Annotated in this window: 10 protein-coding genes, 1 tRNA gene, 2 rRNA genes and 1 other annotated feature (1 of these 14 running past the window's edge); of the genes, 9 read left to right on the forward strand and 4 right to left on the reverse strand. The window is 40.0% G+C overall.

Translation table 11 applies throughout. The features are described from left to right. Positions 1-7: 7 nt before the first annotated feature. The 3 genes from I567_RS01740 (at position 8) to guaB (ending at position 4,086) form a co-directional block, all read left to right on the forward strand. Positions 8-604 (forward strand): ATP-binding cassette domain-containing protein, encoded by a 597-nt coding sequence (locus tag I567_RS01740; protein ID WP_016250538.1) that lies wholly within the window; start codon positions 8-10, stop codon positions 602-604. Between the two features lie 537 nt (positions 605-1,141). Then, positions 1,142-2,320, forward strand: coding sequence for an MFS transporter (locus tag I567_RS01750; RefSeq protein WP_016250539.1), 1,179 nt, complete (start codon positions 1,142-1,144; stop codon positions 2,318-2,320). A 281-nt stretch (positions 2,321-2,601) separates the two neighbouring features. Further along, on the forward strand, positions 2,602-4,086 hold the full coding sequence (gene guaB / locus I567_RS01755) for an IMP dehydrogenase (protein WP_016250540.1): 1,485 nt from the start codon (positions 2,602-2,604) through the stop codon (positions 4,084-4,086). 228 nt (positions 4,087-4,314) lie between these two features. Here guaB and I567_RS01760 read toward each other — a convergent pair whose 3' ends face one another. Continuing rightward, positions 4,315-5,766, reverse strand: a complete 1,452-nt coding sequence (locus tag I567_RS01760; protein ID WP_016250541.1) for a polysaccharide deacetylase family protein — start codon at positions 5,764-5,766, stop codon at positions 4,315-4,317. 288 nt (positions 5,767-6,054) lie between these two features. On the opposite strand from I567_RS01760, the gene I567_RS01770 reads away from it, so the two are divergent. The 3 genes from I567_RS01770 to I567_RS01780 are packed head-to-tail and all read left to right on the forward strand — an operon-like array spanning position 6,055 to position 8,849. Further along, positions 6,055-6,990, forward strand: coding sequence for an FAD:protein FMN transferase (locus I567_RS01770; RefSeq protein ID WP_016250542.1), 936 nt, complete (start codon positions 6,055-6,057; stop codon positions 6,988-6,990). A 20-nt stretch (positions 6,991-7,010) separates the two neighbouring features. Beyond that, complete coding sequence (locus I567_RS01775) at positions 7,011-7,616, forward strand: NADPH-dependent FMN reductase (RefSeq protein ID WP_016250543.1); 606 nt, start codon at positions 7,011-7,013, stop codon at positions 7,614-7,616. 18 nt (positions 7,617-7,634) lie between these two features. Beyond that, positions 7,635-8,849 carry an NAD(P)H-dependent oxidoreductase gene (locus I567_RS01780; RefSeq protein ID WP_016250544.1) on the forward strand — a complete coding sequence of 405 codons (1,215 nt, stop codon included), beginning with the start codon at positions 7,635-7,637 and terminating at the stop codon, positions 8,847-8,849. Positions 8,850-9,213: 364 nt separating this feature from the next. Here the strand turns inward: I567_RS01780 and serS are convergent, their stop codons facing one another. From serS to I567_RS01795, 3 genes are all read right to left on the reverse strand, one after another. Continuing rightward, on the reverse strand, positions 9,214-10,482 hold the full coding sequence (gene serS / locus I567_RS01785) for a serine--tRNA ligase (protein ID WP_016250545.1): 1,269 nt from the start codon (positions 10,480-10,482) through the stop codon (positions 9,214-9,216). Between the two features lie 93 nt (positions 10,483-10,575). Then, positions 10,576-10,776 (reverse strand) — a binding site (T-box leader). Positions 10,777-10,874: 98 nt separating this feature from the next. Next, positions 10,875-12,053 carry a sensor histidine kinase gene (locus I567_RS01790; RefSeq protein WP_016250546.1) on the reverse strand — a complete coding sequence of 393 codons (1,179 nt, stop codon included), beginning with the start codon at positions 12,051-12,053 and terminating at the stop codon, positions 10,875-10,877. Continuing rightward, on the reverse strand, positions 12,043-12,732 hold the full coding sequence (locus I567_RS01795; RefSeq protein ID WP_016250547.1) for a response regulator transcription factor: 690 nt from the start codon (positions 12,730-12,732) through the stop codon (positions 12,043-12,045). The genes I567_RS01790 and I567_RS01795 overlap by 11 nt, the downstream gene beginning before the upstream one ends. A 651-nt stretch (positions 12,733-13,383) precedes the next feature. Between I567_RS01795 and I567_RS01800 the strand changes: the two genes are divergently transcribed. From I567_RS01800 to I567_RS01810, 3 genes are all read left to right on the forward strand, one after another. Beyond that, positions 13,384-14,942, forward strand: a 16S ribosomal RNA gene (locus I567_RS01800). 61 nt (positions 14,943-15,003) lie between these two features. Further along, positions 15,004-15,076, forward strand: a tRNA-Ala gene (locus I567_RS01805). A 149-nt stretch (positions 15,077-15,225) separates the two neighbouring features. After that, a 23S ribosomal RNA gene (locus tag I567_RS01810) occupies positions 15,226-15,868 on the forward strand (it continues 2,269 nt past the right edge of the window). Together the 16S and 23S rRNA genes with 1 tRNA gene alongside form the textbook arrangement of a ribosomal RNA operon.

Consider the following 15,868-nt stretch of genomic DNA (forward strand, 5'->3'; position numbering starts at 1 on the left):
ATTACAAGTGCAAGATTTAGCGAAAAGTTTTGGCGAACGTACTTTGTTTACGCATTTTTCACACGTCTTTGAACGCGGCAAAAAATATCTCTTAACTGGTCCAAGTGGTTGTGGGAAATCAACCTTCTTTGCGATGCTTTTAGGCGATGAAACGTTGGATGAGGGACAAATTATTTTCCGTGAAAAAAATGGTCAGACAGTGGACAATTTTGCGGCTAATATTGGCTTGATTTCACAAAGCCCGCATTTATTTAATCAGACCATCCGTTACAATTTAGCGTTAGGTTCTGATTTTACCGATGAACAAATGCTAAAAGCACTCGATCAAGTAGGTTTAACTTCGGAGTTTGAAGATATTTTAAATGTAAAAATCGAAAATAACGGTGAAAATATCTCCGGTGGGCAGAAGATTCGCCTAGAGATTGCGCGTTCGTTACTGCGTCAAAAGGAAGTACTTTTAGTTGATGAAGCCACGGCCTCCCTTGACCCAGAAAACGCCAAAAAAGTCCACGAATTGATTTTGAGCTTACCACTAACCATTATCGAAATCGCTCACCACATCGACCAAAAAGCCCACTATGACCAAATTATCGCATTGAAATAAAAGGTTGTGAAGCGACTCGGTCAGCCACGAGCGGATAAGTTTGTTCAGAACGTCGGGAAAGTCCGAGAAGTAAAGACTTTCCCAGACGGGCTGGCTTATACGCCGAAGTGGCTAGTCGCTGAACACCGTGGATAAGGTTGTGAAGCGACTCGGTCAGCCACGAGTGGAGGATTTTTTCAAAGATATTAGAAAGTATCATAAAGCTTATTCAATAAAAATGAAAACACCTGTAAGTTTTGTGCTTGTAGGTGTTTATTTATGTGCTTTTATATTTATAAAAATGAATCAAGATAGTCTAACTGAATCTCATCAAATTTTCATTTTTATATTGACATTGTGAAAAAATTACGATACGCTTAAAACAACAAAAAAGTGATAGTAAAACAGAGAGGAAGAAGCTAAATGTAAGATACGAAACATCGAACTATAACAGGCGAACGGTATTGCTAGCTCGCTTGTCTCATTGAATTGAATAGCCAAAAAAGCTAGAGATGCTAAATTTCGCCTGATCATCTATGATTAAAGGAGAGATTTTTCGTGTTTCGTTCATTTTATCTTTTAGTAACTTCGCAATCGCTAGCTAACTTGGCTGATGTTTTTTTACGCTTAAGTTTGATAGCGGATATTTATTTAGTCACGCATTCTGTGATGGCTACCACCGTCATTCCTGTATTAATTGGTTTAAGTGCTTTTATCGCCAGCTTTTTGGTGCCATTAGTGACCAAAAAATTTCCTATGAATCAAGTGTTGAGTTTTACGCAACTGGCTAAGACGCTACTTTTACTCTTATTGGTCGTTAGTTTAAACATTTGTGCTTATCCTATTGCCATTGTTTACATTTGTATTGTAGGGATTTCGATTTTTGATGGTTTTGCGCAGCCGGTGAGTTCTGCTTTAATTCCGACCTACTTGACGGATTTAGCTAGAGGAAATGCCTTGTTTGCGACCATTAGTGAGATAATTTCGGTTGTCGGCTGGTCCTTAGGTGGTATCTTGTATGGTTATTTGCATCTAATAGGAAGTTTGTGGGTTATTTTTGCGTTGTATTTGTTGGCGAGCATCCTATCCTTTGTTTTGCCTACTGCCCAGTGTGAGGTTATCGAAAATGAGACCAGTTGGCAAAGTGTGACAAAAGGATGGCGCTTCATTTTTACAAACAAGACATTGAGTGTGGTGGTCGGTTGTAATTTGTTCGAAATTTTAGCCAATAGCATTTGGGTTTCCTCAATTATTTTGGTTTTCGTTACGCAGATTTTGCATCAAGATGAGCATTATTGGGGATATATCAACACGACTTATTCACTGGGCATCATTTTAGGTGGTGCTTTGATTTATCGCTATGCTGAAAAGGTGAGTGACAAAAAGTGTAAGAGTATTATTCTGGCGTTACTTTTTGCTGCGAGTATGACGTTGATTGGCTTAGTGAGTGCGAATGTTTGGATTTTTCTTATTTGTTCAGTGGGGATTGGCTTTTTCTCACAATTGAAAGAAATTCCGGAAACCGTCTTACTTCAATCAGCGGTGGCAGAAAATCAGTTGGTCCATCTATATGCTGCCTTAGAAGTGATTAGTACGCTTAGTTTTTCTTTATTTACTCTAGTCATGAGTAGCCTAGCCCAGTATTTTGGCGTTCGTGTTGTATTTATGATTGCTATTTTGGCCTTGGTCGTTGAAGCGTGGATTTATTATCGTAATCAAAATCTTATAAACGAATAGACACAAACACCTGTAAGTTTCGTGCTTGCAGGTGTTTTTGCGCTGTGTCTATGGAAGAATGGTCAGAAAATGAGCGACAAATGATTGATGAAATGAGCGATAAATTCCCCCCAACCTTAGCAATTTGATGAGAATCTAGTCAGAATCCTTGACTTCTCTTGGTTTTTTTGTTATGTTCATCATTAAAAATATCCAAATTTTTATGCCGGACCAATCGCTGAAAATCACGATTGTTTGACATAAAATCAATCAAAAATTTATTAAACGAGGTGTGTGAAGAAATGTCAAATTGGGAGACTAAATTCGCGAAAAAAGGATTAACGTTCGATGATGTTTTGCTTATCCCAGCAGAAAGTCACGTCTTGCCAAATGATGTCGATATGAGCGTGCAACTTGCGAAAAATATTAAGTTGAACATTCCTATTATTAGTGCAAGTATGGATACCGTCACTGATAGCAAAATGGCGATTGCAATGGCGCGTCAAGGTGGATTAGGGGTTATTCACAAAAATATGTCCATCGAAGCTCAAGCAGATGAAGTTCGTAAGGTAAAACGTTCAGAAAGTGGCGTTATCATTGATCCATTCTTCTTAACACCACAAGATTTAGTCAGTGATGCAGAACACTTGATGAGTAAATATCGCATTAGTGGGGTGCCAATTGTTGAAACATTGGAAAACCGCAAATTAGTCGGTATCATTACCAACCGTGACATGCGTTTTGTGACAGATTATTCGATTGCCATTGAACAAGTCATGACGAAAGAAAATCTAGTGACAGCGCCAGTCGGAACTTCACTAAAAGATGCCGAAAAGATTTTACAACAACATAAAATTGAAAAATTACCAATCGTGGACGAAGCAGGTCGTCTAAGTGGTTTAATTACGATTAAAGATATTGAAAAAGTGATTGAATTTCCAAATGCAGCTAAAGATGAACATGGTCGTTTATTAGTGGCCGCAGCTGTTGGGGTTACAAGCGATACCTTTGAGCGTGCCCAAGCGTTGTTACAAGCCGGTGCCGATGCGATTGTAATTGATACTGCGCATGGTCATAGTGCAGGGGTTTTACGCAAGATTAAAGAAATCCGCGAAACTTTCCCTGAAGCGACTTTAATTGCCGGAAATGTAGCGACTGCAGAAGGTACGAAGGCTTTATATGATGCCGGTGTCGATGTTGTCAAAGTCGGAATCGGACCTGGTTCTATTTGTACGACTCGTATCGTTGCGGGTGTCGGTGTGCCACAATTAACAGCGATTTACGATGCGGCTAGTGTGGCTCGTCAATATGGAAAAGCAATCATTGCCGATGGAGGAATCAAGTACTCAGGTGATATCGTGAAAGCTTTAGCTGCTGGTGGTTTTGCGGTGATGCTAGGAAGTATGTTAGCTGGTACCGATGAATCTCCAGGTGAATTCGAAATCTACCAAGGTCGTCGCTTCAAGACTTACCGCGGGATGGGTTCATTAGGGGCGATGGAAAAAGGTTCAAGTGACCGTTACTTCCAAGGTGGCGTGAACGAAGCCAATAAACTTGTCCCAGAAGGAATTGAAGGCCGTGTCGCTTACAAAGGTAGTGTAGCCGACATTATCTTCCAAATGATTGGCGGACTAAAAGCTGGTATGGGTTATGTCGGAGCCGCTAATTTAGAAGCTTTACGTGAAAATGCCCAATTTGTACGTATGAGTGGCAATGGCTTACGCGAATCTCACCCACACGATGTCCAAATCACCAAAGAAGCACCAAACTACTCCGCCGAATTTTAAAACAAAGATGTGAGCCGGGTCGGTCAACTCCAAGCAGCTAAGATCCGAATTGGCAGAAAAGTCCGAAAGGTTAAAGACTTTCCTAGCCAAGGCGGCTTAGATACACAGGAGTTACCCGGCGAACACAGATTAATAAAAGGTTGTGAGCCGGGTCGGTCAGCCACGAGCGGATAGAGCAAATCAAAAAATCCTAGTCTACTTTTTGCATGTAGGCTAGGATTTGTTAGTTTATACAGCACGGGCATCGTCTTGGCTAAAGTATTGCATACGAGGTTTGTCTTGATACTGCAATAGCTGGTCAACCGTAACAAACTCATAGCCCTGTGCCTTTAATTGTTCGATAATCGGGGTGACCGCATCAACGCTAGACTGATAAATATCATGCATCAAAATAATCGAACCAGGCTGTACCGTTTGTAAGACATGTTGCACAATCAGTGGTGTATTTCTTAGCTCCCAGTCACGAGAATCAATATTCCACTGGATGATGGCCTTGTCGATAACCTGTGCACCTTGGCTATTAATCGCACCATATGGCGGACGTAAAATCTTAGGTAGCTGTCCACCTGCTAGATAAATGGACTTATCGGCTTCATGGATATCCGTTTTGATTGCATCTGGAGTCATCAAACGTAAATTATTATGCACATTAGAGTGGTTACCGATTTCATGACCTTCACTTGCGGCCCGTTTCACCACTTCAGGATATTGACGTGCGCTACTTCCTAACATAAAGAAAGTGGCTTTAACTTGTTGGGCTGCTAAAATATCTAACAATTGATTGGTGGTTTGCGCTTTGGGTCCATCATCAAAAGTCAAAGCAACGTACTTTTTATTCGGATCGAGGCCAGGCAGTTGCTCTTGTGTTTGTCCGAGCGCATAATTTTGGTCGATATATGGCAAAACAAGATTAAGTGGCACGTTGACAGTTTTCAAATCGCCAATTTTTTTCGCTAAAGTAATATTTAATTGATTATCCTGAATTTTCATTTTTTGTTCCATATTGAGATTTGGTAAATTCAAGACTTCATCGACGACTTGGTCAGGATTTTTTACCTGTTCGAGAATTTGTTGTTGGACAATAGGTTTAATCGTCAATAAATTTTCTTCACTACCAATGATTTGCTTTGCGCTTGGTATCTGTCCCGTTTCACTTGAAAGCAAAAGCGCACTCTGTTGCAGTGGTTGTTCATGAAATTTTTCCTTGTCTTGATTCCATGTGAAAAATTGGCTAGAGAGCACAATTTTATTCATTTTTGGATTTAAGACATGCTTTTCGATTTTTTTAATCCAAGTTGTACCCGCATCAATTTTATGTTTTTTCTGGAAAGCGACCTTCATCTCTTGGAATTTTTCTTCTATTAAAGGTTGTTCTTTCGTGAATTTTTCATTTTTCGGATGGAAAGTTACGGTGTATAAGCGTTTTTCTTGAACTTTTTCTTCACTAAAATCAGCTATTCGTTGCTGTTTAATCAGTTGTTTTTGAGCCGTTTCAAAGGTATCGACTTTTTGCTGGTCTTTGTTATGCCAGATAAACACGATTAAAAAGGCAATCCCCAGAACAATCAACGCTAAAGGTAAGTGCCACATCCAACCCGTTTTATGCTTTCTATGTTCTAGTTGGACTTCTCGGCGTTGTCTTCTAGAATTTGTCGTTTTTTCATTTGAATTTTCGGCCATTTTCCCAACCCCTTTTTCCCTTCAATTCTGTGAAATAAAAAACTAATTGATTTTTCACTTTCACATATATTCTAAACTTATCATGTTTGAAAGATGAATACAATGGGACTTTAGACTGAAAATTTTTCAAAATATTTTCAATGATAATAACGAATTTTGGATAAGCATAAGCTGTCATCTGACGTATTGGCTAATAAACAATAATAGTTCACTCTGTGAAATATTTTGCTTGCAATTTCCCTTAGAAACCGATATCATAACTACACGTAAAAAGAAGGATGTGACAGAATGCAAGCATCTAAGCAATGGAGGATGATGGGCACGTTTATTGATTTATGGATAGATTCTGATTTAGATTGTGAAAAAATATTCATAAATATAACAGATGAATTATTAGCTTTAAATCAATGCTTTTCAGCCAATCAAGAAACCTCTGAATTAATGCAATTAAATCACTTAGCAGGAGTTTGTCCAGTGGCTGTGAGTCCAGCGCTTTTTTCGTTGATTTCAATTGGCAAGCAGCATAGTTTGGCACAACCTAGCCATTTGAATATTGCTATTGGTCCTTTAGTGAAATTGTGGCGTATTGGTTTTAAACAAGCGAAACTCCCTACACCAACAGAGATTTTTGCGACCTTACCATTGCTCAACAGTGAACAAATCATTTTAGATTCACAACAGCAAACGGTATTTTTAGCACGAAAAGGGATGGAAATTGATTTAGGGGCACTTGCTAAGGGTTACATTGCTGACTATTTAATGGCTAAATTGAAAAAACAATGCCATAGTGCGATGATTAATTTAGGTGGTAACTTTTTAGCTTTTGGTCCTAATCCAAAACGTGAAAATGGCAAATGGTATGTAGGTATTCAACATCCACAAAAGCCACGTCACCAACATTTAGGAATATTAGCAATTGAAAATCAATCTGTAGTCACTTCAGGTATTTATGAGCGTTTTTTGATGGTTGATGGAAAGCGGTATCATCATTTGCTAGATTCGCAAACAGGATTTCCTTTTGAAACGCGGATGGCCAGTTTGACGATTGTTGCAAACCAATCCTTAACCTGTGAAATATGGACAAGTCGTTTGTTTGGTTTACCTATTTCAGAGGCATTAGCAGTGATTGAGCAGCATCCAGAACTTGAAGGAATTATTGTAGATCAAGAAAATCAGGTATATCTTTCTTCAGGATTGAAATCTTTTTACTATCCAAATAGATAAATATTTAAGGAGGCTTTTTTATGAAGTTAATTGGTATTGTAGGAACGAATTCAAAACGTTCAACGAATCGACAATTATTAGAATATATGCAAAAACATTTTGCAAAACAAGCAAGTATCGAGTTGGTAGAAATTAAAGATTTACCGATTTTTAATAAACCTGCCAATCGTAAAGTGCCTGCTAGTGTGTCAGAAATTGCCAAAAAGATTGAAGAAGCGGATGGCGTGATTATTGGGACCCCTGAATACGATCATTCTATTCCAGCGGTGTTAATGAGTGCTTTGGCTTGGTTATCTTATGGGATTCATCCATTATTAAATAAACCTGTGATGATTACTGGTGCCTCTTACGGAACATTAGGATCTTCAAGAGCACAAGCACAGTTACGTCAAATTCTTGATTCACCAGAAATCAATGCGACAATTATGCCTAGTTCAGAATTTCTATTGGCTCATTCATTACAAGCATTTGATGAAAATGGGGATTTAATCGATCTAGATACCATTCATAAGTTAGAAGGCTTGTTTGCTGATTTCCGCTTATTTATAAAAGTGAATGAAAAAATGGTTCATGCCAAAGAAGCTTTGAAAAAAGATGCAGAAAACTTTGATTGGGAAAACTTGTAGAAAAGGTGGTATACTTTCATGAAAAAATTTGTCGGTATTGTCGGTTCGAATGCAGAACTATCATATAATCGTAAGTTATTAGAATTTATTCGTCGTCACTTTAAAACAAAATTTGAATTAGAATTATTGGAAATTGATCAAGTACCAATGTTTAATCAAGATGAAGATTGGCAAGAGAGCTTCCAACTAAGATATCTTTATAATAAAATTACCCGAGCAGATGGTGTGATTATTGCAACTCCTGAACACAATCACACAATTACTGCAGCCTTAAAGAGTGTTTTAGAATGGCTATCTTATAAGGTTCATCCATTTGAAAGTAAACCAGTAATGATTGTGGGGGCTTCTTATTATGATCAAGGAACTTCTCGTGCCCAAGTTCATTTACGAAAAATTTTAGATGCTCCTGGGGTCAATGCATATACTTTACCAGGTAATGAATTCTTATTAGGAAAAGCCAAAGAAGCCTTTGATAACGAGGGGAATATCATTAACGAAGGAACAGTGAATTTTTTAGAAAGTTGTTTAGATAATTTTGTAAAATATGTGGATGTAGTTAGTCATTTAAAAAAACCTAAACCAATTGAACCAGAAGATTTAACTGCTTCTCATCCAATTGCTACTACGATTACTGAAATTGATCCAGATGACCCAGATTGGTTAGAAAAAGCAGCCGAATTAACAGGAGCTGTTTCAGGAGATACTTATGTGAAGTTAGATAATGGCTTATTAACCGTAAATCAATTAAATATGTTTTTAAAAGCTATGCCATTTGAATTAACTTATTCTGATGATAATAATCAATTTTTATACTATAATGCTAGTCATCAAGATCCAGATACTATGTTGGCTAAACGTGTGCCAAGTCAAGTGGGTAATCGACTATCAACAGTTCATAATTCTTTGCCTGCAAATCGGATGAAAAATGTAGAGTGGGTAGTAGGAACTTTACGTAATGGAAACCAAGAATATGTACGGACTATTGTGCCAGGTTCCCCAGAAGGCATTATCAATACGCATAACTATCAAGCGATGTATTATCCAGATGGTTCTTTTGCGGGAATTAATGAAATTGTCTTTAACTTTAAGCCATGGTTAGATTGGTATTTACAAGAAACCGGTCAGTATCTAGCAGGTGGCAAAGTAGCAACAATGCCGTCAGCCGATGCCACTTCTGGAGCGTCACAAGCTGGGGGGCAAGCTGATGCCACTTCTGGAGCATCTGAACATTAAACATGTTATAACTAGTTAGTATTAATTCAAAAAGCGAATAGTCCTCTTAAGAATATAACTTAAGAGGGCTATTCGCTTTATTTTTGTACGTCACAACTTATTTGACGGTGTTCAGCGACTAGCCACTTCGGCGTATAAGCCAGCCCGTCTGGGAAAGTCTTTACTTCTCGGACTTTCCCGACGTTCTGGACAAACTTATCCGCTCGTGGCTGACCGAGTCGCTTCACAACCTTATTCACGGTGTTCGGCAGCTAGACATTGTGAAATTCGCCCTACCACTTGCAAAAATCTCCTTTCATCCGATTTTTGCAGTGGTAGGTAAGCACACGAATTTCTTCATGTCTAATCAAGCTGCCTCACAACCTTATTTGATAACTGTTACGCCGCCCATGTATGGAACTAAGACTTCAGGGATGGTCACGCTACCGTCTTCGTTTTGGTAGTTTTCCAAGATAGCCGCAACCGTACGACCAACAGCTAGCCCTGAACCATTCAATGTGTGGACATATTGCACTTTACCATTTTCATCACGGTAACGAATCATGGCGCGTCTTGCTTGGAAGTCCTCGCAGTTTGAGCAAGAACTGATTTCGCGATACGTATCTTGCGCTGGAATCCATACTTCTAAGTCATAGGTTTTAGCCGCAGAGAATCCCATATCACCAGTTGATAAGGCTACAACACGGTAAGGCAAGTTCAATTTTTGCAAGATATTTTCAGCGTTTTGCGTCATTTTTTCTAATTCATTGTAAGATTCTTCTGGTTTCGTTAATTTCACCATTTCGACTTTGTTAAATTGGTGCAAACGAATCAAACCACGCGTATCACGACCGGCACTACCAGCTTCTGAACGGAAAGAAGGGCTTAAAGCTGTAAAGTAAACAGGTAGATCCGCTTCTTCTAAAATTTCGCCATTATAATAGTTGGTTAATGGCACTTCAGCCGTTGGAATCAAAGTCAAATCCGTGTTGGCTAATTGGAAAACATCTTCCTTAAACTTAGGAAATTGTCCAGTCCCAAACATTGAATGGCTATTTACAATATAAGGGGGGATGACTTCGGTATATCCTTCTTTGCCGTGTTCATCGAGCATAAAGTTGTAAATCGCTCTTTCCAAACGGGCACCTAACCCTTTATAAAAGACAAAACGACTACCAGACACCTTAGCCCCACGTTCAAAGTCTAAAATACCAAGGTTTTCAGCGATTTCCCAATGAGGTTTTGGTTCAAAGTCAAATGCACGCACGCTACCATGACGGCGAACTTCGACATTATCATCTTCATCTTTACCAATTGGTGTACTTTCATGTGGTAAGTTTGGCAAAGTCGTGGCGATGGCGGTTAGTTCTTCGTCGATTTTGGCGATTTGTTCGTCCAAAGCTTTGATTTCTTCACCGACTTTTTTCATTTGCGCAATTTTGTCATCGGCATTTTCTTTATTGCGTTTTAATTGCGCAATTTCACCAGATACGTTATTTCTAAGTTTTTTCAACTCTTCTACTTTGACTAATTCTGCGCGTCGTTTTTCATCTAAAGCGACAAATTCATTGATTTTTGCTTCGTCGACATTGCGGGTAGCTAGTTTTTCTTTAACCATGGCTACATTTTGACGAATCATTTTAATATCTAACATCAAAATCCCTCCAAAAATTTTTTTATCTTCTCATCCACAAAGTCATAGGGGCAGTAAACAAAAAAGCCCTAAAGCATAAGAAAATCTCTTACACTTTAGGACGTAAATTACGCGGTGCCACCTAAATTTAGTATCTACATACTACACTTTGTACAGGATAACGGTTGCGAGCCGTCACAAATTTCTTTGCGAGTCCTATCAGAAAGTGGATTCGCTATCTTCCATACAGTTTTGCACCACCCAACTGCTCTCTAAAAAGGAGTCAATAACTACTAGTCTTTCCAGGAAATCTATTTACGCTTATTGTAGCTTAAATTTTAGATTTTGCAAGTGTTTTGGCAAATTTGTGCAAAAAATAAACGCAGCCACCCAAAAAGAATGACTGCATGTATTTATTTTTTGACTTTCCCTTTTTTAATAGGAAGATGCATGATGAAACTCGTCCACTCTGGGTTGGATTTGGCATAGATATAGCCGCCGTGTAAAGCGATGATACTTTGGGCGATGGCTAACCCTAATCCTGTGCCGCCTGTTTCTTGTGAGCGCGATTCTTCCACCCGATAAAAGCGGTCAAATAGTTGTTCCAGTGATTTTTGTGGAATCATTTGGCCGTTGTTTTTTACCGTAATGATGACTTCCTGACTAATTTGCTCTAGTTCCACGACAATTTGGGTAGCACCTTTACCATATTTTAAAGCATTGGAAATCAGATTATTAAAGACGCGGACAATTTTTTCGGTATCGCCTTCCATCATGATTTGTTTTTGATTGGCCTGTACGATAATCTCGATGCCTTTTTTCGCCGCTTCCAGTTCAAAATCGACGGCTAGCTGCTCGACTAATTGCACCATATCAAAAGTAATGTAGTAAATCGGCACACTAGATTGGCGAACCTTCGTATATTCAAACAAATCTTCCACTAAGGATTTCATCTGTTTGGCTTTCATAAAGGCGGTGTGCGTATATTTCAACAATTCCTCTTCTGAATGATATTGCTTATCTTCTATTAAACCTAAATAGCCAATAATCGAAGTCAGTGGTGTACGAATATCGTGACTTACATTGGTAATCAATTCGTCTTTAGATTGCTCGATTTTGCGCTCTTCTTCAATCGCCATCATGGTACTATCCACAAGACCATTGATACTTTGAATAATCCGATTTAAATCTCCCTTCAGTTCAAAAGGAATCCGATAATCATAGTTCCCTTCAGCGATATAGTGCAACTCACTAATAATATGGCGCAGCTGCATTTGTTTATACCGCCGATGTAGCCGCCAATAGAGCACCAAAGCATCTATCACAAGAAAGATTGGAATCAAAAAGTTGCGGCCACTCCAAAATAGATCATTATCTAAATTTTGCGAGAAGATAAATTTCGTTTCAAAGATAGCGTCTTGCAGATTCGGCGAACTTTTAATGATTGCTGAAAGAATGACCAGTAACGAGACATTTAATAGTAGTAATAAAATGACTGTTACAATTCCCTCGGCAAATAATTCACTGATTTCTTTGGAGGTGAGTACGATTTTTTTATTGTCATGTAAGGTGTTAGCATTCTTATTTTGCATCTATCTTGTACCCTACACCCCAAACAGTTTGGATAATCTTTTCGCCACCAGTGGCTTCTTCAATCTTGTCGCGTAAATGACTGACATGCACCATGACCGTCTTAGCAGAAACAATACTTTCTTGTTTCCAGACACGTTCAAAGATTTCGTCTGCACTAAAGACACGATTCGGATGAGAAGCAAGTAAGTATAAAATGCCAAATTCTAAAGCCGTTAATTGAATTTCTTTGCCGCTAATCGTTTTTACCTCATGAGAATCTCGATTAATTACTAAGGAAGCCACCTCTAAAATTTCAGGTTGGTTGGCCTTGACTTGCATTTTCGTTCTTCTTAATAGAGACTTCACGCGCGCCATAATTTCTAAAGGATTAAATGGCTTAGTGACATAATCATCGGCACCCGCTACAAGCCCTTTGATCTTATCCATATCCGTTGATTTTGCAGTTAACATAATAATCGGAATTTGTGACTCTTTACGTAAAGCTTTCACCACTTGCATACCATCGACTTCAGGCATCATAATATCTAAAATCAAAAGCTCAATATCAGGATTTGTGCGTACCTTACTTAAGGCATCTTTGCCATCATAGGCTTTGACTGGTTCATAGCCTTCATTTTGTAAATAGATACTTAATAGTTCTACAATTTCCTTATCATCATCAGCTACTAAAATTTTCATACAAAAAAGCCTCCTAACATAATATATAGAAGTAAGTAGATTTTACTCACTTATTTTAGACTTATCACTAGCCTTATTTTAGCAAAAATTGGCCCGAAAAGAAAAAAATATCAAGAAATTTACCAAAAAATTTTACTGATAAATCAGGAATATTCGCTAATTATCGAAATAAATAATCAATTTATCGGTTAATGTTCGTTCTTTTCGGTATATTTTTACGTTTTGTAGAAATACGCACGCTTATAAACAACATAAAAGCAAACTTTAAGAAACTTCTATTTTTTAGTTGACGAAGGGCTAGAAACTTGATATACTAGCCAATGTCTTTGAGAGATGATAAAGATAGCTGCTTGATTCAGACAGATTTAGATAACTTTTTTGAAAAAATATTTTAAAAAAGTGTTGACAAAAAAAGATGGATTTGCTATTATAAAAAAGTCGCTGAGACATAAAAATACTTGACAATCGATTGAATCTAGTGTAAGATTTAAGAGTTGTTAGTTAAATAAAGTAGACCTTTGAAAACTGAACAAATAAATGCAAACAACCAATGTGTAGGGTCTTTAACTTTTGAGTTAAAGAAAAATACATGCAAGCAATAGCTAGCAAAATCAATTTTGAGCTTAAAGTCATTTATGACTTATCAATACTTTTTATGAGAGTTTGATCCTGGCTCAGGACGAACGCTGGCGGCGTGCCTAATACATGCAAGTCGAACGCATTTTCTTTCACCGTAGCTTGCTACACCGAAAGAAAATGAGTGGCGAACGGGTGAGTAACACGTGGGTAACCTGCCCATCAGCGGGGGATAACACTTGGAAACAGGTGCTAATACCGCATAATTCCATTTACCGCATGGCAGATGGATGAAAGGCGCTTTTGCGTCACTGATGGATGGACCCGCGGTGCATTAGCTAGTTGGTGGGGTAACGGCCTACCAAGGCTGCGATGCATAGCCGACCTGAGAGGGTGATCGGCCACACTGGGACTGAGACACGGCCCAGACTCCTACGGGAGGCAGCAGTAGGGAATCTTCGGCAATGGACGCAAGTCTGACCGAGCAACGCCGCGTGAGTGAAGAAGGTTTTCGGATCGTAAAACTCTGTTGTTAGAGAAGAACAAGGATGAGAGTGGAAAGTTCATCCCTTGACGGTATCTAACCAGAAAGCCACGGCTAACTACGTGCCAGCAGCCGCGGTAATACGTAGGTGGCAAGCGTTGTCCGGATTTATTGGGCGTAAAGCGAGCGCAGGCGGTCTTTTAAGTCTGATGTGAAAGCCCCCGGCTTAACCGGGGAGGGTCATTGGAAACTGGGAGACTTGAGTTCAGAAGAGGAAAGCGGAATTCCATGTGTAGCGGTGAAATGCGTAGATATATGGAGGAACACCAGTGGCGAAGGCGGCTTTCTGGTCTGTAACTGACGCTGAGGCTCGAAAGCGTGGGGAGCAAACAGGATTAGATACCCTGGTAGTCCACGCCGTAAACGATGAGTGCTAAGTGTTGGAGGGTTTCCGCCCTTCAGTGCTGCAGCAAACGCATTAAGCACTCCGCCTGGGGAGTACGACCGCAAGGTTGAAACTCAAAGGAATTGACGGGGACCCGCACAAGCGGTGGAGCATGTGGTTTAATTCGAAGCAACGCGAAGAACCTTACCAGGTCTTGACATCCTTTGACCATCCTAGAGATAGGATTTTCCCTTCGGGGACAAAGTGACAGGTGGTGCATGGTTGTCGTCAGCTCGTGTCGTGAGATGTTGGGTTAAGTCCCGCAACGAGCGCAACCCTTATTGTTAGTTGCCATCATTCAGTTGGGCACTCTAGCGAGACTGCCGCAGACAATGCGGAGGAAGGTGGGGATGACGTCAAATCATCATGCCCCTTATGACCTGGGCTACACACGTGCTACAATGGAGAGTACAACGAGTCGCAAAGCCGCGAGGCTAAGCCAATCTCTTAAAGCTCTTCTCAGTTCGGATTGTAGGCTGCAACTCGCCTACATGAAGCCGGAATCGCTAGTAATCGCGGATCAGCACGCCGCGGTGAATACGTTCCCGGGTCTTGTACACACCGCCCGTCACACCACGAGAGTTTGTAACACCCAAAGCCGGTGCGGTAACCGCAAGGAGCCAGCCGTCTAAGGTGGGATAGATGATTGGGGTGAAGTCGTAACAAGGTAGCCGTATCGGAAGGTGCGGCTGGATCACCTCCTTTCTAAGGAATAGAACGGAAACTACACAAGTTTGCATTTGTTCAGTTTTGAGAGGTTTACTTCGGGGCCTTAGCTCAGCTGGGAGAGCGCCTGCTTTGCACGCAGGAGGTCAGCGGTTCGATCCCGCTAGGCTCCATTAGTAGAAAGTAATTTCTACTATATGATTTGTTCATTGAAAACTGGATATTGAAAAGTAATACAAAAAAACCGAGAAAACACCGCGTTGAATGAGTTTAAGAAGTTCAATTGCTTTATTATTTAAATGATCTGATCGCACAGATCGAAGGTTAAGTGAATAAGGGCGCACGGTGGATGCCTTGGCACTAGGAGCCGATGAAGGACGGGACTAACACCGATATGCTTCGGGGAGCTGTAAGTAAGCTTTGATCCGGAGATTTCCGAATGGGGGAACCCAGCATCTTTTGTAGGATGTTACCTTTAAGTGAATACATAGCTTATTGGAGGTAGACGCAGAGAACTGAAACATCTAAGTACCTGCAGGAAGAGAAAGAAAATTCGATTCCCTGAGTAGCGGCGAGCGAAACGGGAACAGCCCAAACCAACAAGCTTGCTTGTTGGGGTTGTAGGACTCAAATGTGGTAGTAAGCAAGATAGCCGAATGACTTGGAAAAGTCAGCCAAAGTGGGTGAAAGCCCCGTAGGCAAAATTTTGCGAGCACCTATGAGGATCCTGAGTACGGCGGAACACGAGAAATTCCGTCGGAATCTAGGAGGACCATCTCCTAAGGCTAAATACTCCCTAGTGACCGATAGCGAACCAGTACCGTGAGGGAAAGGTGAAAAGCACCCCGGGAGGGGAGTGAAATAGAACCTGAAACCGTGTGCCTACAACAAGTTAGAGCCCGTTAATGGGTGATAGCGTGCCTTTTGTAGAATGAACCGGCGAGTTACGATTGCATGCGAGGTTA

Origin of the sequence: Enterococcus cecorum DSM 20682 = ATCC 43198, from assembly GCF_000407565.1 — a bacterium.
GTDB lineage: Bacteria > Bacillota > Bacilli > Lactobacillales > Enterococcaceae > Enterococcus_E > Enterococcus_E cecorum.

Coding starts and splice junctions, on each gene's coding strand:
- guaB (WP_016250540.1), top strand. CDS start 2,602: ATGTCAAATTGGGAGACTAAATTCGCGAAAAAAGGATTAACGTTCGAT.
- I567_RS01760 (WP_016250541.1), bottom strand. CDS start 5,766: ATGGCCGAAAATTCAAATGAAAAAACGACAAATTCTAGAAGACAACGC.
- I567_RS01770 (WP_016250542.1), top strand. CDS start 6,055: ATGCAAGCATCTAAGCAATGGAGGATGATGGGCACGTTTATTGATTTA.
- I567_RS01775 (WP_016250543.1), top strand. CDS start 7,011: ATGAAGTTAATTGGTATTGTAGGAACGAATTCAAAACGTTCAACGAAT.
- I567_RS01780 (WP_016250544.1), top strand. CDS start 7,635: ATGAAAAAATTTGTCGGTATTGTCGGTTCGAATGCAGAACTATCATAT.
- serS (WP_016250545.1), bottom strand. CDS start 10,482: ATGTTAGATATTAAAATGATTCGTCAAAATGTAGCCATGGTTAAAGAA.
- I567_RS01790 (WP_016250546.1), bottom strand. CDS start 12,053: ATGCAAAATAAGAATGCTAACACCTTACATGACAATAAAAAAATCGTA.
- I567_RS01795 (WP_016250547.1), bottom strand. CDS start 12,732: ATGAAAATTTTAGTAGCTGATGATGATAAGGAAATTGTAGAACTATTA.